Genomic DNA, 21,517 nt, shown 5'->3' with positions numbered 1-21,517 from the left:
TATGGCAAAAACCTACAAGCGTCTCGACAAGGATCAGGCTGCGGTTCTGCTCGTCGACCACCAGGCGGGCCTGCTCTCGCTGGTCAGGGATATCGATCCCGACAAGTTCAAGAACAACGTCCTGGCACTCGCGGACCTCGCGAAATACTTCAAGCTGCCGACGGTTCTGACGACCAGCTTCGAGGATGGCCCGAACGGCCCGATCGTGCCGGAACTGAAGGAAATGTTCCCGGATGCACCGTTCATCCCCCGCCCCGGACAGATCAATGCTTGGGACAATGAAGACTTCGTCAAGGCGATCAAGGCCACCGGCAAGAAGCAGCTGATCATTGCCGGCGTCGTCACCGAGGTCTGCGTTGCATTCCCGGCCCTGTCCGCCCTCGAGGAAGGTTTTGACGTCTTCGTCGTCACTGACGCGTCAGGCACGTTCAACGAGATCACCCGCCATTCGGCCTGGGATCGCATGTCGCAGGCCGGTGCCCAGCTGATGACCTGGTTTGGTCTCGCCTGCGAGCTGCATCGCGATTGGCGCAACGACGTCGAGGGGCTGGGAACGCTGTTCTCCAACCATATCCCCGACTACCGCAACCTGATCAGCAGCTACACCACCACCAAGGCTTCCCGCTAATTGCGGTCTGGCAACAGGAGAATACCCATGACGAACGTCAACAATGTCGCCAACTTCAACGGCGCTCGCCCGGTCATCGATCCCGATGATGCGGTCATGCTTCTGATCGATCACCAGAGCGGGCTGTTCCAGACCGTCAACGACATGCCGATGCCGAAGCTGCGCGCCCATGCGGCGGCCCTTGCAAGCATGGCGACGCTGACGAAGATGCCTGTGATCACCACGGCGTCGGTGCCGCAGGGGCCGAACGGTCCGTTGATCCCGGAAATCCATGCGAATGCGCCGCATGCCACGTACATTGCGCGTCGCGGCGAGATCAACGCCTGGGACAATCCGGACTTCGTGGCCGCCGTCAAGGCGACGGGCCGCAAGACGCTGATCATTGCCGGCACCATCACCAGCGTCTGCATGGCATTCCCGGCCATCAGCGCCGTCCATGAAGGCTACAAGGTCTTCGCCGTCGTCGATGCTTCGGGTACCTACTCGAAAATGGCGCAGGAGATCACGCTTGCCCGCGTCGTCCAGGCGGGCGTTGTCCCGATGGACACGGCGGCCGTCGCATCCGAGCTGCAGCGCACCTGGCATCGTGACGACGCGCAGCAATGGGCCGAGATCTACACCAAGATCTTCCCGGAATATCAGTTGCTGATCGAAAGCTACCTGAAGGCACAGCAGGTCGAGAAAGAGCACGAGCAATTGGATTCAGCCCGCGGCTGAACCAGCACGCACTGAGAAAACGTCGCCGGCGGGAAAATCCCTGCCGGCGACATCTGTCGTTATTTCAGGTCGATCTGCAGTACCGTCTGCAGCAGGACGTCGGTACCGCGCGCGCATTCCTCAGGCGAGGAATATTCCGCCTCGTTGTGCGACAGCCCGTCCTTGGAAGGCACGAAGATCATGGCCGTCGGGCAGATGCCGGCGATATGGGCTGCATCGTGACCGGCACCGGAGACCACTTCGGTTGCGGAATAGCTGAGTGCCTCGGCGCTGGCACGCACTGCATCGACGATATCGGGATCGAAGACAACCGGCTGCTTCGACCAGATGTGTTTGAGCCCGATCTCGGCATCGATCGCTGCGACAGCCTGCTCCAGCGCGGCCTGCATTTGGTTCAGGCCTGCTTCCGAAGGGTGACGCATATCGATCTGCAATTGCACTGTGCCCGGCACGACATTGCGGGAATTGGGGCCGACCGTGGCAAAGCCTGTTGTCCCGACACCGGGCGAATGACGGCGGGCGATGTCGCGCACGGCAAGCACGATCTCTGAGGCCGCGACCAGCGCGTCGTCGCGCTGCGCCATCGGGGTGCTGCCCGAATGCGCCTCCGTCCCGGTAATGGAGACGTCGAACCAGCGCACGCCCTGCACGCCTGTGACGATGCCGATTTCCGTCGCCGCCGCTTCCAGGAGCGGGCCCTGCTCGATGTGGAGTTCGACATAGGCGGCAAAGCCCACATGTCCGACAGGGATTTCGCCGCGATAGCCGATCGTTTCGAGCGCCGTCTTCACGGTCGTCCCGTCCCGGTCAGTCAGGGCCTCGATCGCTTCCAGGCAGGATGCGCCGGAAAAGACGCCGGACCCCATCATCGCCGGCGAGAAGCGCGAGCCTTCCTCGTTCGTCCAGTTGACGACGGTCAGGCCATGCCGCAGCACTGTGCCGGTCTCCTTCAGCGTGCGGATCAGTTCAACCCCGGCAAGAACGCCGAGGACGCCATCGAACCTGCCGCCCTGCGGCTGGGTATCAAGGTGGCTGCCGACGGCGATAGGCGGCAGTGATGGATCTTCGCCGGGGTAGGTGGCGAAGATATTGCCGATCCCGTCGACGTCGATCGTGCAACCAAGCGAGCGGCATTCGCCGACGAACCAGTCGCGGACCTGCCGGTCCTCTTCCGTCAGTGTCAGCCGGGTGACGCCGCCCTTGTCGGTGCCACCGAAGCGAGCGGTCGTGACGATATCAGCCCATAGCCGGTCGCCGTTGATCCGGGGCATGTTGGTGCCGGCGGCCGGGGTTTTGCTTGGCTGTCCCGCCGTGGTCATTTCTGCTCTCCGGTTGCTTCAGCATTCAGGCGGTAGCGGAAATCGCAATGGGACGCGCCCTGCATCACCGTTTGCGTGCGCTCGAGCGTGATGCGCGGATCGTAGCCGGTGCAGAACACGCCGTCGCGGTTGCAGGAAAGCAGGTGGCCGATATGGCCGAGCCCCATCTCGCGATAGGTCTCGGCGTAGCGACAGCGCTTGACGTTGTAGTGGAATTCGTCGTCGGTCGCCTTCGTCACCTCGATCGTCAGGGCATCATCCTGCGTCCAGAGATCCTGCAACTCCTGGAATGTCCGCAGGTTGGTACCGCCAGGCGTTTTCGCCGCAAACGCCTTGCCGGCCTCGATCGCGGCGCGGCTGACGGCCTTGTCGAGAATAGCCTGGGCGCGCTCCTCGCCGATCTCTTCGCGCATTGCCTCATAGATCGGCGCGATAATGCCCGCCTCTATGCGTCGCCGTGCGAGAATGCCCAACTCGCCTTCCATCGCGGCGCGTGATGTCGCCGCGTCCCCGGTCTTGTCCTCGTTTGTCATGAAGATACCCTGCCTCCCTGTCCAACAGATGGTTGGTTCGATTGAGCGACAGAGTATACCGTGACCGCGGAGACAGGGTTGCAAATCCGTCCCATTCACAAGGGCTGTTGCGCAAATATTTCGCGCCCAGCTGCATTTCTCGCGGAATTATTCTTGGTCGGTTGCGGTTGGCAGCGCGGCTTGCAGGTGCCGACGCAGGGCTTGGAGCCGCATCGATCACCTCAGCCAATCGGTCATCGCTGACTGTTTGAAACGAACCATTTGTAATAGGGATTGGCCGGCTCGACCTGCATCAGCAGCTCCATGTCGCGAGCCCATTCGGCGCGGTAGCCGGCATAGGCATTGAGCGAGGCCTGGTAGAAGAGCAGCAGCCGGTTGTGCGCCTCGGCAATCGATGCTTTCGCTGCGGGGTCGGCGGCAAGGAGCGGGAGTTCCGTCCGCAGGGCGATCAGCGCCGGAAGGGTGCGCTGCAACTCGTCGGGGCGCACCCAGCTTGCATATTCGATCCGAGGCTGGTCGTCGGTCACCGGAAGTGCAGAACCCGCGTAACGTTCCAGCCCCGTGCGGTCCATCATCCAGGTCGCCAGCAGATCCGCGGGGCTGGAAATGCCGACCTCGCCGAGGGCTGCGGCAATCGAGCGCTCTTTCATCCGGTCGGCAATTCGTGTCGCGTCGAGCTGTTGCGGTTCGAGCGAGCCGATGAGCAGCATCTCGTGCAGTTCCGTCGACCAGAGCGTAGCTTCGGGGAAGGTGTCGAGGAAGCTCCTGACGAGGGAGCGGGTGTCTTCGTCGTTCTGGGTTGCGATCGGCAGCCATTGCGCGACCATGCCATTCTCAGCCAGGCGGTCGCGCGCGAGGCGGTAGAAGTCCGACGAGTAGAGATTGACGACGCCGGCCGCCGATGGCGGCGGCGGCTCCAGGGTGATGAGGTCGTAGCGTTCCTGGCTGCGCAGCAGTTCGCGGCGCCCGTCGCGCAGCCGGACCTCAAGTCGGGGATCCTTGGCTGCGTCATAATTGCCCTTGAACAGGCTTGTTGCACGCGCAACGGAGGGCAATAGCTCCGCTGCCACGCGGCGTTCCAGCCCGGGATAGGCGAGCAGCGAGCCGGCGGTAATGCCGGTTCCAAGCCCGATCACCAGCGCCGACTTCGGTTCGCCCTTGTGGATGAGGAGCGGCAACAAAGCCTGCAGCCGCATGTAGCGCAGCGACGGCATGGCATCGCCGGTGTTGGAAACACCCTGGATATAGAGCCGGCGGAAGCGGCGGTCGGCTTGCCCCTGCTCGATAACCGCGACCGTGGCGCCGAGGCCCTCTTCGTAGGAAATGATTCTACCGTCGCTGCGCGACTTCGTCAGCAGAGTGGCGAGCCGGTCCGATGGCACGAGGACCGCAAGCAAAAGCGTGAGGGCGCCGAGCACGGGCACGACCAGGCGAGAGCCGGCAAGCACGCTGCCTTTGCCCCTGAAGATTGCGACAAGGCCGATCACGGCGGCGACGACCGCCAATATGGCAAAGCTGCGGATGATGCCGAGTGCCGGGATCAGCAGAAAGCCCGTGACCAGGGTTCCTGCGATGCCGCCGAGCGTGTTGAACGCCAGCACACGGCCGGTATCGCGCCCGACATGGGCGGGGTTGACCGCAAGGCGCAACGCGACTGGAAAGGCAGCACCGAGGATCAGCGTCGGAACGAAAACGATGCTCAGCGCCGCCACGACAAACCGCGCGCTCATGCCGGCAAAGATGCTGCCCGTCATGGCTGCGACCGTAGCTTCGGCATTCGTCTGCCAGGCGGTGAGCCAGGTGCCGAGCACAGCCAGTTCGAAAAGGGCGACGAGGCCGGCGGCGGTAATCAGCAGGCCGAACGCGGTCCAGGGATCGGCAAGCCGATCGGTCCGCCGCGCAAAGAGTGCTGCGCCCAGCGCAAGGCCGGCAAGGTAGGTGGCAAGCACAACGGAGAAGGCAAAGGAGCGGGTGGAGATAAATTGCACGATCGCCTGCGACCAGGCGACCTCGTAGCCGAGCGCGACGCCGCCGGCGAGCGCGTAGAGAACAAGCGCCAGGCGAGACCCACCTTCGCCAGTGGACGATGCCGGCGATGCGTCCGGCGCGGAGACGGCGAAAGCCGAACTGCGCAAGAAGCCGATAGCAGCGGCGGTTAGCCCGAGAGCGGCGGCGGCAAGGCCGGTGGCCTGGACCCCAAGCGCTGGAATGATGACGAAGGAGACGGCGAGGCAGCCGACGATCGCGCCAAGCGTATTGGCAGCGTAGAGGCGTCCGCCTTTGGTCCCGATCCCGCCGGGAGCCGACTGCAGGCCGCGCAGAAGAACAGGCAGCGTGCCGCCCATCAGAAAGGCTGGTGTGGCGACGAGCAGGATCAGCATCCCCCACGCGACAACAGGCAAGCTCGACTCGATCGAGACGAAGAGAGGCGCGATCCGCGCCAGTGCAAATGTGGCGACAACGCCGAGCAGGGCGACGCCGGTCTCAAGCAGCGCATAGAGGCGCAAGGGACGGTGGGCACGATCACCGAAGCGACCAATGGCGAAGCTGCCGAGGGCAAGGCCGAGAAAGAAGGCGCTGACGCCGGCGCTGACCGCATGGACATCGACACCGGTGACGAGCGAGAGTTGCTTGATCCAGAGAACCTGAAAGATCAGCGCGGCCGCGCCGGAAAGGAAAAGCATGAACCCGGCCACTGCGGGGCTGATGGCAAAGGCCCGTTGCTGCATGCCCTGTCTCTCGTTAGCCCCGTCGACATCGACCGAGCGTACGGGCGCGGAACTCTTTGCGGTCAATCCGGCTCACCATAGATTCTAAATGCAAAGAAAGAAAAGGCGGCGCTCGGGTGAGCGCCGCCTTCGTCAGCTTATTGGGCGGCCGGGGCCTTTTTCATGATTTCGTCGATCTTGGCATGCACGCCTTCCTCGACCTGGTCGACCGAGAAGCTCGCTGGCTTCTGGCTCGGCGGATACTCGATGAAGGTTTCCAGGAAGGTTGCGGCCTTCATGGTGGCTATCCCTGCAAGATAGACGTTCTTCGTCCTCCAGTCGTCGTACTGGTCGGAGACGATGTCGGCCCGCTCATAGGGGTCCATGCGCAGGTTGAAGATCTTCGGCACACGCAGGCAGGTGAACGGATCCTGCCAGACGTCGAAGCCACCGGGCTTGCGCATTTCGCAGAAGACCGCTTTCCAGTTGTCCCAGCGAATGGCCACGAGCTTGGCGTCGTCGTTGAAGTAGAAGAACTCGTTGCGCGCGCCCTTCGGCTGCTCGCCTAGAAGGTAGGGAAGCTGGTTGTAGCCGTCGAGGTGAACCTTGAAGTCCTTGTCGCCGAGCTTGGTGCCCGTCAACAGCCGGTCCTTGACGTCCTTGTCACCGGCAGCGGCAAGCAAGGTCGGGAACCAGTCGAGACCGGAAACCATCTCGTTGGAAACACCGGGCTTGATCTTGCCCGGCCAGCGCACCATCGCCGGCACGCGGAAGGCGCCTTCCCAGTTGGTGTCCTTCTCGCTGCGGAACGGGGTTGTCGCCGCGTCCGGCCAGGAGAACTGATTGGGCCCGTTGTCGGTGGCGTAAACGACGATGGTGTTCTCGGCGATCTTCAGGTCGTCGAGTGCCTTCAACAGCTTGCCGACATCGTTGTCGTGCTCGATCATGCCGTCGGCATAGTCGTTGCCCGGCATGCCGCTCTGTCCCTTATATTCCGGCCGGATATGGGTGAACAGATGCATGCGCGTCGTGTTCATCCAGGTGAAGAAGGGCTTGCCTTCCTTGACCTGCTTTTCTATGAAGCCGATGGCTGCTGCCGTGGTCTCGTCGTCGATCGTTTCCATGCGCTTGGTGTTGAGTGCGCCGGTATCCTCAATCTTGCCGTCGGCGAACGAATGCAGCACGCCGCGGGGCGTGGCCGCCTTGACGAAAGGATCATTGGGATCCTTCGGCCAGTAGGGGCGCTCCGGCTCTTCCTCGGCATTGAGGTGATAGAGGTTGCCGAAGAATTCGTCGAAACCGTGCGCTGTCGGGAGGAAACGATCCTGGTCGCCCAGGTGGTTCTTGCCGAACTGGCCCGTCGCATAGCCGAGCGGCTTCAGCGCCTGGGCGATCGTTACGTCTCGGTCCTGGATGCCGACGGGCGCTCCGGGAACGCCGACCTTCGACATGCCGGTACGAAGCACCGACTGGCCGGTGATGAAAGTGGAGCGGCCGGCGGTGCAGCTGTTCTCGGCGTAGTAGTCCGTAAACATCATGCCTTCAGAGGCAAGCCGGTCGATATTGGGCGTCTTGTAGCCCATGACACCCATGGAATAGGCGCTGATGTTGGTCTGGCCGATATCGTCGCCGAAGATGACGAGGATATTGGGCTTGGCCGCATCCTGGGCCATTGCTGGCATTACCGATGCCGATAGCGTCGACATCAGCACGGTGCCCGCAAGCGCAAGCGCTTTCGGCTTGATGGACCTTCGAACTGCTGAAGCAGCCAGCAGTCCGATGGCATTCTTCATATCAATGGGCATCTCATGTCTCCTCGAGGCACGATGGATTGCTTTTAGTCAGGTAGGCAAAGTCTCGGAATGTACCGTTGAACTTTGGGTTGAAGCGGGTGTTACGGGCAAGTACGTAACAGTTACGAAGGATCGTAACGCCCGGTCCGGCAGCGCTAGCGACTGGTTGGTAAATCGGCGTCGAACGCCGGATTGAGATCGGGGAGTTCATTGGCCGGCACCGGCTCGTCGTCGAAGATTTGCTCGAGCCAGCGGCTTCTGGCTTTGCCAAGGCCGGCTCTAAGCGGCAGGAGATTCGGCTTCTGCGCCGCGTCCTGCTGGTCTCGATAAAGCGACTGCTGGTGGTTGGCGAAGGCGGCCCTTGTCTCCGGGTCGGCGAAGCGATCGAGCCACTGGGTCATTGGAACATTCCCCGTCTTGCGCGACCATGCGTCGATCGCCGCCTCGAACCGCTCTGCGTCGCCGCTGCGGCATCCCTCGTCGACGCGATGGAAAGCCGTTGCCTCGGACTGCGCCTTGCGCGTCCGTATTTCGTCAAACCATGCCTGGATACGGCCGGCCATAACGGCGGCAAAGTGGATCAGGAGCGCCAGTGCCACCACCACCAGGCCTGCGCCGACCCACCACTGCCAGTCGAATGGCGCATTCTCAGGCGGCGGGTGCGGCGGGGCAAGGGCGGTCGCATCTGCAGGTGCTGCCGCAACCGAAACCTTGGCCAACGGCGCTTCGGCCGTTTGCGTCTTGCCGAGCGACGGATTGAACCACTGTAGGCTGATTGCGGGGATCGTGTAGGTACCGGCTTTCGCGAAGACATAGGTGGCCGTGTCCTTGCGGACGCCGCCCAGGAACACGCCGCGATCCGACCTATGCTCGGAGAGCAAGGGGTCGTGGACATAGACTTTGACACCCGCGGGTGCTTCGAAGGACGGCTCCGGGATCATCATCGCCGCCAGTCCATCCGCTTCGAAGGTAACGGTGCGAACCAGAGCGTCGCCGGCACGCAGGCTTGCCGGATCACGATCAAAGACTTGCGTGATCGTCACTTTCTCGGCGGTGACGCCGGCCTTGCCGTCAGCGCCGCCGGGCACCTCCGTCACTGTCAGCCGCAGCGTCGGCAATTTCACCCGCCCTTGCGTGGTTTCGCCGGGAACGGCCGCATAACCGAACGGGATATCGACAGGCGGCAAAGTGTAGTCTCCCGCCGCCTGCGGGGCGATGACGTAGGTCTTGCGGATACCGGAGAAATCGACACCATCGATTGTCTCGTTGAGGTTCAGACCGCGATCGTCTGGCATCGTCACGATCGTGCCGGGAAGGTCGAACAGCGGAAACTGTGGCGGCGACAGAAAGTAGTTCGGCGCGAAAACGTCGACGTCGACCTCAACCTGCTGTCCGGCGTAGATCGTTCCCTTGGTGGCGAGCGTGGCGCGGGCGAATGGATCGGCTGCCAGCGCGACGTTCGCCAGCGACAGCCAGAGCGCGAAAATCCCCAGGAGAATCGCGTAGATGCGAAGCTTCATGGTTTCGCATCCTTCGCTTCGATCGCGAACTTCCTTGCCAGCAGATCGGCCGGGGAAACCTGGATATTACGCATCCACATCTCGGCGGTTTGCGGCGCTCCCGCCACCGTGCCCTCCTTGCCCTTCTTGCCCTTGTCGTCGAACTGGATCTGATCCGGATCGAGCCCGGCCGCCTCCTGCTGGGCATCCTGATCCTGCTTGTGCTTGTCTGCCTTGCGTTTCTCGGCCACTGCCAGGTTCTGCCTGGCTTCGGGCCAGTCTGGGCGGCGTTTGAGCGCCTGCTGGTAGGCGGCAATCGCCTCCTCAGCCTTGTCGAGATGCATCAGGGCGTTGCCCTGGTTATAGTAGCTTTCGGCCGTATCGCCCTGCGCAAAGGCATCGATGGCATCCTGATAGCGTCCGATACGAAAGAGGGCGACGCCCTGCCAGGCCGGGTCCTGGAAATCGCCGGCCGCTCCCTGGAAATCGCCGCGATCGATGGCCCGCTGGCCCTGCTGGTCCGGGGTGAACCAGAGATCGGCAAAGCTGCGATCGGCTGCCTCGGCCTTTACCCCTGGCAGCACCGTGCCGACGGCTATCAGATAGACCGCCCAACGGACTGTCCAGCCGCGGCGGAACCACAACGCGGCAAGGAGTGCGATCGGGATGGTCAGCCACCAGCCGGCATCGTACCAGCGCGTCAGGCCTTCGGCGGTCTTTTGCGCGAAGCTGCTCTGGATCCGCCTGATGATCCAGCGCACGTCGCTATCGTCGGGCGTGACTGTTGCGACCTGCGCTTTCGACGCCGCCTGCAATGCTTTCAGCGCATCGACGTCGAGTTTGGCACGGACCCGCGCACCCGTCGCGTCGGTGAGGAACTGGCCATCGGCCGTCTTCACCGGGCCGCCATCGGCGGTGCCGATGCCGAGCACCATCAGGTCGTTGCGGCCCTGGTATCGCGCAAAGGCGTCGAATGCCGTGCGCTCGACGCCATCGGTCATGAACAGGATCGTGCCCGGTACGGTCTCGCTGGAAAGCGCATCCTCGGCGACCTGCAGCGCCCTGCCGGTGTCTCGGCCGGTTACCGGCATGATGCTCGGCGAGAGGGCGGCCAGATAGGTCTTGATGAGGTTTGCATCGTCGGTGAGCGGCAGCACCATGTGTGCTGTGCCGGCATAGGCAAATAGGGCAGTACGCGCGCCCTTTCGCAGAGAAAGGATATCCTGCACCTTCAACTTGGCTCGCTCGAGCCGCGTCGGCGAGACATCAGTGGCGTTCATCGTTTCGGTCAGGTCGATCGCGATCGCCAGCGGCGCCGTATCCTCGACGAAGGGCGGCTTTTCACGCTGCCATGTCGGCCCGGCAGCCGCAATCGCGGCGATCGCGATCAGCACGGCCGTCAGGTGAACAGGTTGCAGCCGTCGCCTTCCGCCTTTCTCGATCAGCAGGTGGTCGAGAAGATGTGGCGCGATCATGCCCTGCCATTGTGAGCGCACGTCGGTGCGACGGCCGATCAACATCACAAGCAGGGGCGCCGCCAGCAGCGCCAGCAGCCAGAGCGGCCTGAGGAAATGGAAGTCGGCGATCATGCTCCCGCCTCCCTTTCGCGACGCCGGTCTGCGCGGGCCGACAGCAGCCACATGATTGCGTGATAGACGAGGACGAGGATCAACGCCGCGCCCAGCGGATAGTGGAACAGTTCGATGCGCGGCCGCCAGGACAGGGTCTTCTGGTTTTCCGGCGTCAACTGATCGAGAAGCTCGTAGATATTCTGCAGCGAGGCCTGGTCCTGGCCGAAGAAATATCGTCCATGTGTCGCCGTCGCGATCTGTTGCAGGACTGACGTGTCGAGCTTCTGTTCCCCTTGCGCATTGGGATCGCCGATGCCGACCGTGTGGATGACGATGTGTTTTTCGGCGGCAATGCCGGCGGCCTTGTCGGGCGGCATCTTGCTCGCGGTGTCGTTGCCATCGGTCAGTAGGATCAGCACCTTGTCCGGTGCCGTGCTTTGGTCGAACATCTTGATCGCAAGGCCGATCGCATCGCCGATCGCGGTGCGTGGACCCGCCATTCCCGGCAGGCTGTCGGCCAGCATCGCCTTGACCGTCTTGTGGTCGAGCGTGAACGGCACGAGCGGGTAGGGGGCATCGCCAAAGGCGATGAGGCCGAGACGGTCTTCGGGGCGCTTGTCGATAAAATCGGCGACGACCGTGTGCACGGCATCGACCCGGGCCTGCAGATTGCCGGCCGGATCGTGAAAGTCGCGCGTGTCCATCGATTGCGACAGGTCGATTGCCAGCATGAGATCGCGTTGCGGTTCGGTCTTTTCGATCGGCGGCTCGATATATTGCGGCCGCGCCAGTGCCAGTACGATCAGGCCCCAGCAGATCGGCGCAATCAGCTTCTGCCCAAAGTTCGACTTGGGCACGACCGATCCTTCGGTCGCGCCGATGCCCGCCGCTGCGGTGATGTCCTTGAAAAATGGGATCCGGACCGCCGCCGATTGCTCGCGATAGGCCGGAAGCAGCCACCAGATGACGGCCGGAAGTGGCAGCAGGACGAGCAGCCAGGAATGATCAAGGACGTACATGGTGCGCCTCGATCCAATATCGTGCCGCCGCAACATGGGCTTTCGCTTCGGCCTCGGGAACAGATGCCAAAACCACCGGCCCGCGGTACTCAGCCTCTTCGAAGAAATGCGCCGCGGTTGTGGGAAAGACAGGGCCACCGGAATGGGCGTCGAGGAAGCCGGTCCAGCCCTTGCCGCTCAGATTGGCGATCGTCTCGCGTGGCCAGACCGCAAGCGCCGTGCGCTTGAGAAGGGCGGGCAGGGCAGCGAGCGCATCGCCACGTGTTTGAGCAGCACCAATGCGCTGTTCTATCTGGCGAAGCTCGCCAAGCGCCTCGCGGCGGTAACGATTGAGCTCGCGGTGGCGATACCAGCGCCGGAGCGCGAAGGCGATTGCCAGCAGAACAAGTCCGGCGAGTACCGCCCAGGCCCAGGTCTGCGGCAGCATCGAGACGGGCGGTGGCAAGGCGATATCGGCAAGGCCGCGGAGCGCTGCAGCGAGGCCGGGATCGACCGCTGGCGTGGTCCCTTCCATCGCTACCGTCTCCGCTGACGCCAGGCCAACTGGCCGAGCATGGTGCGCAATTGCGGTGCAATCTCTTCCGCCGAGGAAATCGGCAGCATCGGCAGCCCCAGGTCCTCCTGCCATGCCTGAAGCGCGCGGCCGCGCTTGCGCGCGAAGCTGTCGATCGCCTCGCGGACGTTTGCATGACCGAATTGAAGCTCTGCCTGTTGCGCGCCGCCGCTGACGACGATGTCGCCCTTGCGCGGCAATTCCAGCATGAACGGGTCGTAGATCAGGATGGCGATCACGTCATTGTGCGCAGACAGCTTGAGCAGCATGTCGCGCGTTTCCAGGCCGTGGCCGTCGAAATCGCTGATGACGATGATCAGATGGTCATGCTTGGCGATGTTGGCGACGGTCGAAAGCACGAGGTCCAGTTGCTCGTCGCCTCTTGCAACTTTGGAGGTCGCGGTGAGTACGGTGTTGTGGCGAACGATGACGTCGGCAAAACGAATGACGGCCTCGCGGCTGCGATAGGGCCTGATCTCGTCGACGGTCTCATCTCCGAATACAAAGCCGCCGACCCGATCGCCAAGCGCCGTGATGCGCCAGGCGCAAAGGGCGGCCACTTCCGCCGCGGCAACCGACTTCATGGCGCGACGGCTGCCGAAGAACATGTTGATGCGCTGGTCGACGATCACAAGCGCCGGCCGATCCTTCTCCTCGTCATAAACCCGCACGACCGGTTTGCCGGTCCGCGCCGTCACCCTCCAATCGATGGTGCGGATATCGTCGCCAGGCAGGTATTCGCGAAGCTCCTCGAAGGAAAGCCCACGACCACGCATGCGCGATTCATGGCGTCCTGCCAGCAATCGCCGGACCGGCGCCTTACGCAGGAAGGTCAGGTCACGGGCTGTCGCCTCAAGGCCGACCAGTTCGTCGACGGAGGTGTAAGCGCCCGATGCCTCCACCTTCGGAGGATGGGCAATGCCTTTCGACCGGGCGAATGCGGACAGGGATATTGCCATCGGGCCTCTCCATCTCTCAGGCGACAGCGACCTGCTGCACGATCCGGTCTATGACCTGGTTGGCCGTCGTGCCGCCCGCATGGGCTTCATAGGAGAGGACGAGCCGGTGGCGGAAGACGTCGTGCACAGTCGCCTGCACGTCATCCGGCGTCACGAAGTCTCTTCCCTTCAGCCAGGCATGGGCGCGCGAGACCTTGTCGAGACCGATGACGCCGCGCGGACTGATGCCCACCTGGATCCATTTGGCCACGTCCTTGTCGAGCTTGTCCGGGTAACGTGTCGCCATAACCAGGGCTACGATATAGTCCTCGATCGCGCTCGAGACGGTCACTGCCGAGATTTCCTTGCGTGCCGTAAACACCGCATCCTGAGCCAGCTTTTCGTTGGACTTCACTTTCGAGGCGGCAGCCGTTTCTTCCGACCGCACCAGCCGCATGATCTCGGCCTCCGATTTGGCGTCGGGATAATCGACCTGGATGTGCATGAGGAAACGATCGAGCTGCGCCTCAGGCAAGGGGTAGGTGCCTTCCTGCTCGATCGGGTTTTGCGTTGCCATCACCATGAAGAGGTCGGGAAGCTCGTGACTGTCGCCACCGACAGTCACTTGCCGCTCCTCCATCGCCTCGAGCAGGGCGGACTGCACTTTCGCCGGTGCGCGGTTGACTTCGTCGGCAAGGATGAGATTGGCGAAGATCGGGCCTTGCTGAAAGCGGAACTCGCCCTTGCCGCCTTCGGTGAAATAGACCTCCGAGCCGGTGATGTCGGAGGGCAAAAGGTCCGGTGTGAACTGGATGCGTGACAGCTCGGCGTCGAGGTTCTTCGCCATGCTCTTGATGGCCCGCGTCTTGGCAAGCCCGGGCAGGCCTTCGACCAGCAGATGGCCGTTGCTCAGGAGACCGAGTAGCAGGCGTTCGATCATGCCCTGTTGACCAACGATGGCTTCGCCGATCCGCTTGCCGAGCTGTTCGATGTCGTCACGTGTACCCATTGAGATTTAGCCCCTCCCGCCGGCCCGGCGGCGCCAACCCTTGTGAACTCTCATTTGTGAACTCTGAGGGAGATTAAGGTTACATGCGGCCCGTTGGAAAGAACGTAACAGTAACGAAGCGGGCGATTGTGGTTCTCGATCAATCCACGGGCGGGGCAAACGGGCCCGAATTCGATTCGTGCGCCGTCGTAACAGTTACGTACTTTGGAGTCGGAAAGTTTGCGTCTAGACTTCGGGCTATCAGGATGGACGCGACATCCGCCCGGGAGATCGAAGCCGCATGCAAACACTATCCACAAGGCCGACCCTCGACGAAACGCCAATGGCGATCAGCGCGCGCGAGCCGATCTGGATCGAAGGCGGCACCTTCACGATGGGGTCCGACCATCATTACCCCGAAGAGAAACCGGCTCACCCGGTGAAGGTCGACGGATTCTGGATCGACGTCACGCCTGTCACCAACCGGCAGTTTGGTGCATTCGTCGAGGCGACCGGCTACGTCACCGTTGCCGAGAAGGCGCCTGACCCGAAGGAATACCCGGGTGCACTGCCGGAAATGATGCGGCCGGGGTCGGTGATTTTCGATCCGCCGAAGCGCGTCACCAGCCGTGACCCCTCGCAATGGTGGAACTTCAAGTTCGGTGCCGACTGGAAAAGGCCATATGGCCGGCAGAGCAACATTCGCGGCAAGCTCGACCATCCCGCCGTGCAGATTTCCTATGTCGATGCCATGGCCTATGCGAAATGGGCCGGCAAGGATCTGCCGACGGAAGCCGAGTGGGAGTTCGCCGCCAAGGGCGGCCTGAATGACGCGGAATATGCGTGGGGCGCCGAACTTGTTCCGGAGGGCCGCTTCATGGCCAACACCTGGCACGGTGCCTTCCCGACCGAGAACCTGCGCCCTGACGGCTTCGAGCGCACGTCGCCGGTCGCCAGCTTCCCGCCCAGCGGCTATGGCCTTTACGACATGATCGGCAATGTCTGGGAATGGACAAGCGACTACTGGTCGAGCAACCACCCGGAGCCTGCGCAAAAAAGCTGCTGCATCCCCTCCAATCCGCGCGGCGGCGGCGCTGAGGCAAGCTACGACCCACGGCAGCCGGAGATCCTGATCGCGCGGCGGGTGGTGAAGGGCGGATCGCATCTCTGCGCGCCGAACTATTGCCGTCGCTACCGCCCCGCGGCCCGTCACGCGCATGAGGAAAATGCGGCAACGACCCATATCGGCTTTCGCTGCATTCGCCGGCCGTAGACGTCTAACACCGACAGTCTTGTTTCAGTTGAGGAGGACACCCGATGATTTTGAGGGCAGGAGAGTTCGCGTCGATTGATGTGGATACGCATCGGAAGGGCTGGTGGCGGACCTTTATGGGAGTTGCGGCATCATTCGCATTGATGCTGGCCGCGCCGGCGCTTGTGGTGGCCGCTGATGCACCTCCGGCTGGCCTTCCTTCCTGGAACGACGGTGAGGCGAAATCGGCAATCATCGACTTCGTGACGCGGGTGACGACCGAAGGCGGCCCTGATTATGTCACTGAAGTGGACCGTATCGCCGTGTTTGACAACGACGGTACGCTCTGGACCGAGCAGCCGATGTATTTCCAGGGCATGTTCATCAACGATCGCATCAAGGCTATGGCCCCGGATCACCCGGAATGGAAGGACAAGGAGCCGTTCGCATCGCTGCTGAAGGGCGACATTGCCGGCGTGGCTGCGGCCGGCGAGAAAGGTCTTGTCGAGCTCGCGATGGCGACACATGCAGGGATGACGACGGACGAATTCACGAAGATCGTCAAGGATTGGTTCGCAACCGCGAAACACCCGCGTTTCGACCGGCCCTATAACGAGATTACCTACCTGCCGATGAGGGAGGTATTGGATTATCTGCGGGAAAACGGCTTCAAGACCTATATCGTTTCGGGCGGCGGCATCGAATTCATGCGGCCGATGACCGAGCAGATGTACGGGATACCGCCGGAACAGGTTGTCGGCAGCACCATAACCACCAAGTATGAACTTCAAGGTGACACCCCGGTGCTCATGCGCGAACCGAAGGTGGATTTCATCGACGATGGCCCCGGCAAGCCGGTCGGCATCAACAAGTTCATTGGTCGCCGCCCGATCTTTGTCGCCGGCAATTCCGACGGCGACTACGAGATGCTGCGGTGGGTTACCTCTGGCGCAGGGCCGAGCTTCGGGATGATCGTGCACCACACCGACGACGAGCGGGAATGGGCCTATGACCGCCAGTCGCATGTCGGCAAGCTCGACAAGGCGATGAACGAGGCGGAGCAGCGGAAATGGCTTCTCATCGACATGAAAGCCGACTGGAACAGGATCTACGCGTTCGAGAAATAGACAGTGTGCCGGGGACATCACTCGCCGCCAGCACGGCCGCGAGGGATGTCAATTATACCCGCTATTTCGATGTAAGCTGCGTGAAGGCGATGCCATCGATGTGGCCGCCTTTCAGCCGATAGACAAGCATTTGCATGACCGTCGTGTTCTGTTCGCCCTGTTGCTGGTGGGTGTAACGCACCATGCCTTGCTTCGGAGCTGCGCCGAAGCGTTCCTCCAGGGCTTCCGTGCCGTCCATCAAGGTCGGAACCGGCAGCAACAGCGGCGCGAGCGCAACGGTTGGGGTGTCACATTTATCGGCTTCGTCGGCAACTTCTTCGGTGGAGATGAATGTCACCGGTTTCTGGGCGGGCGTGGCTGCGTCAGATCTGTCGTTCGCGACGAACCAGATCCGCCGCGGCAGATCTCCGGTCGCAAGCTCGTAGCACAGCCAGCCGACCGTTATGCCCTCCACCGTCCGGCTGCGGATATTGCCTCCGAACGTGGCCTTGACCTCGTCGAGTGTCGTCTTCTCGAGCGTGATCGCAAGCGAGCCGGCATTGATGAGATTGTTGAAAGGCGTCTCGAACTGGAGTGTCTGCGCTGTCGCCGTCAGCCCACCAAGGACGAGTGAGGGCAGGCCGCTCAATTTGTCGTCGCTTGCCGCAAGCTCGGTGCTCAGCAGCGTCAGGCCGGTCGCGGCGATCCCTGCAGAAAGGAACGCTACCAAACGTCCGCAATGAGATGTCTTGTCCAAGGATCGCATGGAAATCTCTCCGTTGTACTCAGCACGCGATACGGCCTGTCGCCGAATGTCATCGCGGGCATTCTAAGCATCGCAGTATTCCGCATCGAAGTACGTAACAGTTACAATCGGCGATGAACCGCTGTGGAGAAGCGCAATATGTCAGCTGTGTCACCCCGTGGAAGCCAACTGTAGCGCAATGCCCATGCCAAGCAAGCCGTCGCGATTACGGTAAGCTGCACGTCGTTGGCCTGTGGAGTGGCGGTTGCGATTAACGTGCCCTGGCCTGGCTATCAATGCCGGATCCGACGAGGTGTCATCGGTGCGTTTTCGGGGACGGGATCGCTTCGCCGTCAAGCCAGCGGCGGCAATGTTACTGTTACGTACTTCCGGAAACGGACGGTTCCTGCGATTTTGCGGGGGCAGGAGAGGGATAGGTAGAAGTTGGTCGTTTAGCTGACCCGAGGCTGCACCCGTCAGGTAGGCATATCTCAACGAGACGCTGGCAATCAGAGTACCGGTGGCATTCCGGATCTGTACTGAGGCGCGCGAACGCTATTTTCGCGCGCAGGCGTGGCATGAAGCATCGATCGTCGTTCAAGCGGATAGAGCACAATGCCCAACGAAGCCAAACAACGGGGACTTTTGAAGCTGATGCTCAAGCTTCCGGTGTTGCGCGGCCAGTTGCAACTGCTGAGCGCCAAGAACATGCCGCTCGCCAGCCTTTGCGAGGCATATGACGAGGCAACCTCCATGCTGGATCGACAGCGTCGGCGTGATCCGCAGGATGCGTCGATGGTGGCGGAGTACGAGCTGATCTGTCTAGAGATCGAAGAAGAAGTGATTTCCATCTGCCTCTCCAGTGCAAGCAGTGAATCTAATCCATAGTGATCAGTTGTTCGTTGGTCTGGAATTTTCGGTTTCTATCACTCAGCCCCTGTAATCTTATTGGATTTCCAGTTCACTGGCCGTTTCATTTTGGGGCTGCGGCATTTGTTAGAAAAATGTTTTGTGACTGCCCTACATTTCTCTTTCCGCTCCCGGCTCTGTGATCTAGAGTTCACCTCGCATTTGCACTCTCTCTCGGGTTGTAGGTAAATGGGGGCGCGCTATGAACACAAGAGAAGACGCGGACCGAGCGGCTTACTGCCCAGTTGCCGAGCGCCCGGCGCGAGCCGAACTCGACCGTATGTTGGGCGACCCGCGCTTTCATGGGACAGAGCGACACCGCAAGCTCTTGCGATACCTGGTTGACGAGTTCTTCGCCGGTCGTTCAGCCTCGGTGAAGGCCTATACAATCGCGATCGATGTCTTCGCCCGGCCGAGTTCCTTCGACCCGGCGACCGATCCGATCGTGCGCGTCGAGGCGTCGCGGCTTCGAGCGGCCCTGGCACAATATTACGAGGCGCTTGGCGATGAAGCCGCCCTGCGCATCGAACTCCCCAAGGGCAACTACGTCCCGCTCTTCGTCAGGGCTGACGGAAAACCGTCACAAGCCGTCCTCGCTCCACCGACGATAGCGCCTGATGCCGCCGAGCCACCGCCGCCATCGCCTTCGGCCGTCGCCGTCGGGCGCCGCATCTCCATGGCGAATGTTGCCATTGCGAGCGCCGGGGTTTTGGCGATGGCTGCAGCGTTCTACGTTTCGATGGCCGACCATTTCCCGTGGAAACCGATCCTGTCCGAAAAGCCGACCGTCGTTGTCGACGTGCAGCCGCAACGGGTGAAAGACGGCGAAGAGCAGAGGAAGATTGGCGACTATCTGGTGCATGCCCTGTCGCAGTTCTCGTCGGTACGGACGCTGGCGCAGGAGCAGCCTGCCGGCATCGACGTCGCATCGGTGACAGGTTGGGTTGCACCCAGACCGGCTGTCCGCCTTGCCGGCAGCAAGGAATATAGACTGTCGATCAGCTACAGCATGGCGAACGATGCTCACGAGCTCGCCTGGCAGGTGGTGGACCCACAGAGTAGCGAGGCTTTGCGCTCCGGTGTCTCGAAGCTGCCACTAGAGAGCGGTGATGCCCACCAGATTCAACAAACGCTTCTGGTGAGACTTGCGCGCGCACTTGCGGGCGAAGACGGCGTCATCACCAGCCTGGAGGCTGCACGCCAGGTCAGTGCGCCATCCCTCGGTTATGGCTGCGTGTTGCAGGCCGATATGGCTTTGGCACGAACCGACCCCGAAAATCTCGCAAGCGCGCTTGCCTGCCTCGAGCGGTCGCTTGCCTACAATGCAAACGACGCGGATGTATCGGCAAGCCTGGCAATGATCCTGGTGGTGACGGGCGAAGCGGATACTTCGCCGATCGCTGGCAACAGGGCGTTGAAGCTGGCAGACAAGGCAGTCGCGCTCGCCCCCCAGGCAAGCCAGAGCTATGTGGCGCAGATGATGGCGCGCTTTGCGGCGGGGGATACGGAGGCGGCCTTTCTTTCAGGGCAGCGCGCCAGCGCGCTCAATCCGCTGGACGAGGCCATTCCGGCGAGGTTGGGGCTGTTGCAGTACATCTCCGGCCACTGGTCCGAAGGTGTAAGATTGGCGCGGCTGGCGGAGGCGAATGGGGAGTATGTGCATCACGATGCAGCGCTGACGCTGGCGCTCGACGCCTATCGCGGGCGCCGTTACGAGGAGGCCCTGCTTCGTGTGCGCCAGCTTGCAAACACATCGGACCTGGCCGTCAACCTGCTGCGGCTGGCCGTCGCCGGCCAGCTCGGATTGACGCAGGAGGCGGCCAGCGCTCTTGACGAGGTGCGCGCGCCGACGGGACCTGCGGATATTTCTCTTTTGGCGAAACCGGTGACAAGGAGCTATGCGCCGGAACTGGCAGCGATGATCGAAGACGGCCTCGGCAAGGCCGGTGTCCGACCGGCCGAAAATCCCTAAAGCGCGTCGCGATCTTTCAGATTCGCTTGCTGCGCTTTAAGTTCTTGTTTCTACGCAAAACCGGGGCACACTTTTGCGCGACATGCTCCACTGCATGTTTCCTTAAATCGTACCCGATTTATGGACAAAAACATGCAGCAATTCAAAGCGCTACAGCGACCTTTGCGCGTCTGAAAAGACGCGCGGCGCTGTAGGCGGCGACAAAGCCTGGCCGCCGCGCCAGGCGTTAGTTCTCGTCGGCGACGCGAATGACGAGCTTGCCGAAGTTGTGGCCCTCCAGCAGCCCGATGAAGGCTGCCGGCGCATTATCGAGGCCGTCGACGATGTCTTCCCGGTAGCGGATCTGGCCCGATGTAATCCAACCGGCCATTTCCCGATAGAAGTCGGGGCGCTGGTCGACAAATTCCCTTTGGATAAAGCCGCGAATTTGCAGGCTCTTGCTCAAGACGTCACGCATGACGAGGGGCAGGCGGTCGCCGCCCGTCTGTTCGCCGGGGCGGCTGTTGTATTGTGCGATCAATCCGCAGACGGGAATGCGGGCGAAATCATTCAGCAGCGGAAATACCGCATCCCAAACATGTCCGCCGACATTCTCGAAATAGACGTCGATCCCGCCAGGGCAGGCGGCTGCCAGTTGCTCGGGAAAATCGGCTGCGTGGTGATCGATCACCGCGTCAAAGCCGAGTTCGTCGCGAACGAAAGCGCATTTTGCGGCACCCCCTGCGATCCCGACGGCTCGCGCGCCTTTGATGCGGGCGATCTGCCCGACCACCGAACCCACAGCGCCGCTTGCCGCCGCAACCACGACTGTTTCGCCCGGCTTCGGCTTGCCGATCGTCAGCAGGCCGGAAAAGGCGGTAAAGCCGGGCATGCCCAGGACCCCGAGAGCGGTTGACAGCGGGGCCGCCGATGGGTCGAGCTTGCGCAGGGCTGCGCCATCGGAAACGGCGTAAGCCTGCCAGCCGGAATGAGAAAGCACGAAATCGCCCTCGGCGAAATCCGGGTGACGCGAGCGCACGACGCGGGCTACCGTCCCACCCTCCATCACATCGCCGATCTCGACGGGCCTGGCATAGGATTTCCCGGCATTCATGCGACCGCGCATATAGGGATCGAGCGACAGGTAGACGATCTTCAGCAGGACCTGGCCATCGGCAGGTTCCGGGATGGCGGAATGACCGATCCTGAAATTGTCTTGTGTCGGCTTGCCGTCCGGGCGGGAAGCAAGAAGGATCTGGGGGTTTTCGGAGGTCATGGCATTTCCTTT

At 62.1% G+C, this 21,517-nt stretch carries 18 protein-coding genes; 6 read left to right on the top strand and 12 right to left on the bottom strand.

Translation table 11 applies throughout. The features are described 5' to 3' along the window. The first annotated feature begins 1 nt into the window (after position 1). Together ycaC and ASD00_RS34205 are read left to right on the top strand one after the other, a co-directional pair. Entirely contained in the window at positions 2-628 is a 627-nt protein-coding gene (ycaC, locus tag ASD00_RS34210; protein ID WP_025428483.1) for an isochorismate family cysteine hydrolase YcaC, read from the top strand. A gap of 27 nt (positions 629-655) precedes the next feature. Beyond that, positions 656-1,345 (top strand): isochorismatase family protein, encoded by a 690-nt coding sequence (locus tag ASD00_RS34205; RefSeq protein WP_025428484.1) that lies wholly within the window; start codon positions 656-658, stop codon positions 1,343-1,345. Between the two features lie 59 nt (positions 1,346-1,404). On the opposite strand, the gene ASD00_RS34200 is transcribed toward ASD00_RS34205, so the two are convergent. The 10 genes from ASD00_RS34200 to ASD00_RS34155 all read right to left on the bottom strand — a co-directional run bounded on the left by ASD00_RS34200 (position 1,405) and on the right by ASD00_RS34155 (position 14,287). Beyond that, entirely contained in the window at positions 1,405-2,664 is a 1,260-nt protein-coding gene (locus ASD00_RS34200) for a Zn-dependent hydrolase (protein WP_038577813.1), read from the bottom strand. Continuing rightward, positions 2,661-3,197, bottom strand: coding sequence for an L-2-amino-thiazoline-4-carboxylic acid hydrolase (locus tag ASD00_RS34195; RefSeq protein ID WP_025428485.1), 537 nt, complete (start codon positions 3,195-3,197; stop codon positions 2,661-2,663). The genes ASD00_RS34200 and ASD00_RS34195 overlap by 4 nt, the downstream gene beginning before the upstream one ends. A gap of 233 nt (positions 3,198-3,430) precedes the next feature. Further along, entirely contained in the window at positions 3,431-5,992 is a 2,562-nt protein-coding gene (locus tag ASD00_RS34190) for a fused MFS/spermidine synthase (RefSeq protein ID WP_234907894.1), read from the bottom strand. 71 nt (positions 5,993-6,063) lie between these two features. After that, positions 6,064-7,611 (bottom strand): arylsulfatase, encoded by a 1,548-nt coding sequence (locus tag ASD00_RS34185; RefSeq protein WP_057211407.1) that lies wholly within the window; start codon positions 7,609-7,611, stop codon positions 6,064-6,066. 242 nt (positions 7,612-7,853) lie between these two features. Continuing rightward, positions 7,854-9,218 carry a BatD family protein gene (locus tag ASD00_RS34180; protein WP_063963376.1) on the bottom strand — a complete coding sequence of 455 codons (1,365 nt, stop codon included), beginning with the start codon at positions 9,216-9,218 and terminating at the stop codon, positions 7,854-7,856. Beyond that, the gene (locus ASD00_RS34175) at positions 9,215-10,786 is read right to left on the bottom strand and encodes a VWA domain-containing protein (RefSeq protein ID WP_057211356.1); all 1,572 of its coding nucleotides are present in this window, start codon (positions 10,784-10,786) and stop codon (positions 9,215-9,217) included. The genes ASD00_RS34180 and ASD00_RS34175 overlap by 4 nt, the downstream gene beginning before the upstream one ends. Then, a complete protein-coding gene (locus ASD00_RS34170; protein WP_057211354.1) occupies positions 10,783-11,787 on the bottom strand; it encodes a VWA domain-containing protein in 1,005 nt (334 codons plus the stop codon). Before ASD00_RS34170 ends, ASD00_RS34175 begins: the two co-directional genes overlap by 4 nt. Then, complete coding sequence (locus ASD00_RS34165) at positions 11,774-12,301, bottom strand: DUF4381 domain-containing protein (RefSeq protein WP_057211353.1); 528 nt, start codon at positions 12,299-12,301, stop codon at positions 11,774-11,776. Before ASD00_RS34165 ends, ASD00_RS34170 begins: the two co-directional genes overlap by 14 nt. 2 nt (positions 12,302-12,303) lie before the next feature. After that, positions 12,304-13,299 (bottom strand): DUF58 domain-containing protein, encoded by a 996-nt coding sequence (locus ASD00_RS34160; RefSeq protein ID WP_057211351.1) that lies wholly within the window; start codon positions 13,297-13,299, stop codon positions 12,304-12,306. Positions 13,300-13,315: 16 nt separating this feature from the next. Then, positions 13,316-14,287 carry a MoxR family ATPase gene (locus tag ASD00_RS34155; protein WP_057211349.1) on the bottom strand — a complete coding sequence of 324 codons (972 nt, stop codon included), beginning with the start codon at positions 14,285-14,287 and terminating at the stop codon, positions 13,316-13,318. Positions 14,288-14,609: 322 nt separating this feature from the next. On the opposite strand from ASD00_RS34155, the gene ASD00_RS34150 reads away from it, so the two are divergent. Both ASD00_RS34150 and ASD00_RS34145 read left to right on the top strand, forming a co-directional pair. After that, the gene (locus ASD00_RS34150; protein ID WP_057211348.1) at positions 14,610-15,539 is read left to right on the top strand and encodes a formylglycine-generating enzyme family protein; all 930 of its coding nucleotides are present in this window, start codon (positions 14,610-14,612) and stop codon (positions 15,537-15,539) included. 143 nt (positions 15,540-15,682) lie between these two features. Beyond that, complete coding sequence (locus tag ASD00_RS34145) at positions 15,683-16,645, top strand: HAD family hydrolase (RefSeq protein WP_057211405.1); 963 nt, start codon at positions 15,683-15,685, stop codon at positions 16,643-16,645. 61 nt (positions 16,646-16,706) lie between these two features. Here ASD00_RS34145 and ASD00_RS34140 read toward each other — a convergent pair whose 3' ends face one another. Then, positions 16,707-17,390: a hypothetical protein gene (locus ASD00_RS34140; protein ID WP_057211346.1), complete on the bottom strand. Its 684-nt coding sequence runs from the start codon at positions 17,388-17,390 to the stop codon at positions 16,707-16,709. 594 nt (positions 17,391-17,984) lie between these two features. Between ASD00_RS34140 and ASD00_RS34135 the strand changes: the two genes are divergently transcribed. Beyond that, positions 17,985-18,257 (top strand): hypothetical protein, encoded by a 273-nt coding sequence (locus tag ASD00_RS34135; protein ID WP_057211345.1) that lies wholly within the window; start codon positions 17,985-17,987, stop codon positions 18,255-18,257. A 223-nt stretch (positions 18,258-18,480) separates the two neighbouring features. Beyond that, the gene (locus ASD00_RS34130; RefSeq protein ID WP_128090382.1) at positions 18,481-20,250 is read left to right on the top strand and encodes a hypothetical protein; all 1,770 of its coding nucleotides are present in this window, start codon (positions 18,481-18,483) and stop codon (positions 20,248-20,250) included. Positions 20,251-20,476: 226 nt separating this feature from the next. Here the strand turns inward: ASD00_RS34130 and ASD00_RS34125 are convergent, their stop codons facing one another. Beyond that, positions 20,477-21,505: an NADP-dependent oxidoreductase gene (locus ASD00_RS34125; protein ID WP_057211341.1), complete on the bottom strand. Its 1,029-nt coding sequence runs from the start codon at positions 21,503-21,505 to the stop codon at positions 20,477-20,479. Positions 21,506-21,517 lie beyond the last annotated feature (12 nt).

Source organism: Ensifer sp. Root31, from assembly GCF_001424825.1.
GTDB classification, from domain to species: domain Bacteria; phylum Pseudomonadota; class Alphaproteobacteria; order Rhizobiales; family Rhizobiaceae; genus Ensifer; species Ensifer canadensis.
The sequence above is the reverse complement of the archived record's forward strand: the minus strand, read 5'-3'. Positions and strand labels throughout refer to the sequence as shown.

Coding starts and splice junctions, on each gene's coding strand:
- ycaC (WP_025428483.1), top strand. CDS start 2: ATGGCAAAAACCTACAAGCGTCTCGACAAGGATCAGGCTGCGGTTCTG.
- ASD00_RS34205 (WP_025428484.1), top strand. CDS start 656: ATGACGAACGTCAACAATGTCGCCAACTTCAACGGCGCTCGCCCGGTC.
- ASD00_RS34200 (WP_038577813.1), bottom strand. CDS start 2,664: ATGACCACGGCGGGACAGCCAAGCAAAACCCCGGCCGCCGGCACCAAC.
- ASD00_RS34195 (WP_025428485.1), bottom strand. CDS start 3,197: ATGACAAACGAGGACAAGACCGGGGACGCGGCGACATCACGCGCCGCG.
- ASD00_RS34185 (WP_057211407.1), bottom strand. CDS start 7,611: ATGTCGACGCTATCGGCATCGGTAATGCCAGCAATGGCCCAGGATGCG.
- ASD00_RS34180 (WP_063963376.1), bottom strand. CDS start 9,218: ATGAAGCTTCGCATCTACGCGATTCTCCTGGGGATTTTCGCGCTCTGG.
- ASD00_RS34175 (WP_057211356.1), bottom strand. CDS start 10,786: ATGATCGCCGACTTCCATTTCCTCAGGCCGCTCTGGCTGCTGGCGCTG.
- ASD00_RS34170 (WP_057211354.1), bottom strand. CDS start 11,787: ATGTACGTCCTTGATCATTCCTGGCTGCTCGTCCTGCTGCCACTTCCG.
- ASD00_RS34165 (WP_057211353.1), bottom strand. CDS start 12,301: ATGGAAGGGACCACGCCAGCGGTCGATCCCGGCCTCGCTGCAGCGCTC.
- ASD00_RS34160 (WP_057211351.1), bottom strand. CDS start 13,299: ATGGCAATATCCCTGTCCGCATTCGCCCGGTCGAAAGGCATTGCCCAT.
- ASD00_RS34155 (WP_057211349.1), bottom strand. CDS start 14,287: ATGGGTACACGTGACGACATCGAACAGCTCGGCAAGCGGATCGGCGAA.
- ASD00_RS34150 (WP_057211348.1), top strand. CDS start 14,610: ATGGCGATCAGCGCGCGCGAGCCGATCTGGATCGAAGGCGGCACCTTC.
- ASD00_RS34145 (WP_057211405.1), top strand. CDS start 15,683: ATGCTGGCCGCGCCGGCGCTTGTGGTGGCCGCTGATGCACCTCCGGCT.
- ASD00_RS34140 (WP_057211346.1), bottom strand. CDS start 17,390: ATGCGATCCTTGGACAAGACATCTCATTGCGGACGTTTGGTAGCGTTC.
- ASD00_RS34135 (WP_057211345.1), top strand. CDS start 17,985: ATGCCCAACGAAGCCAAACAACGGGGACTTTTGAAGCTGATGCTCAAG.
- ASD00_RS34130 (WP_128090382.1), top strand. CDS start 18,481: ATGAACACAAGAGAAGACGCGGACCGAGCGGCTTACTGCCCAGTTGCC.
- ASD00_RS34125 (WP_057211341.1), bottom strand. CDS start 21,505: ATGACCTCCGAAAACCCCCAGATCCTTCTTGCTTCCCGCCCGGACGGC.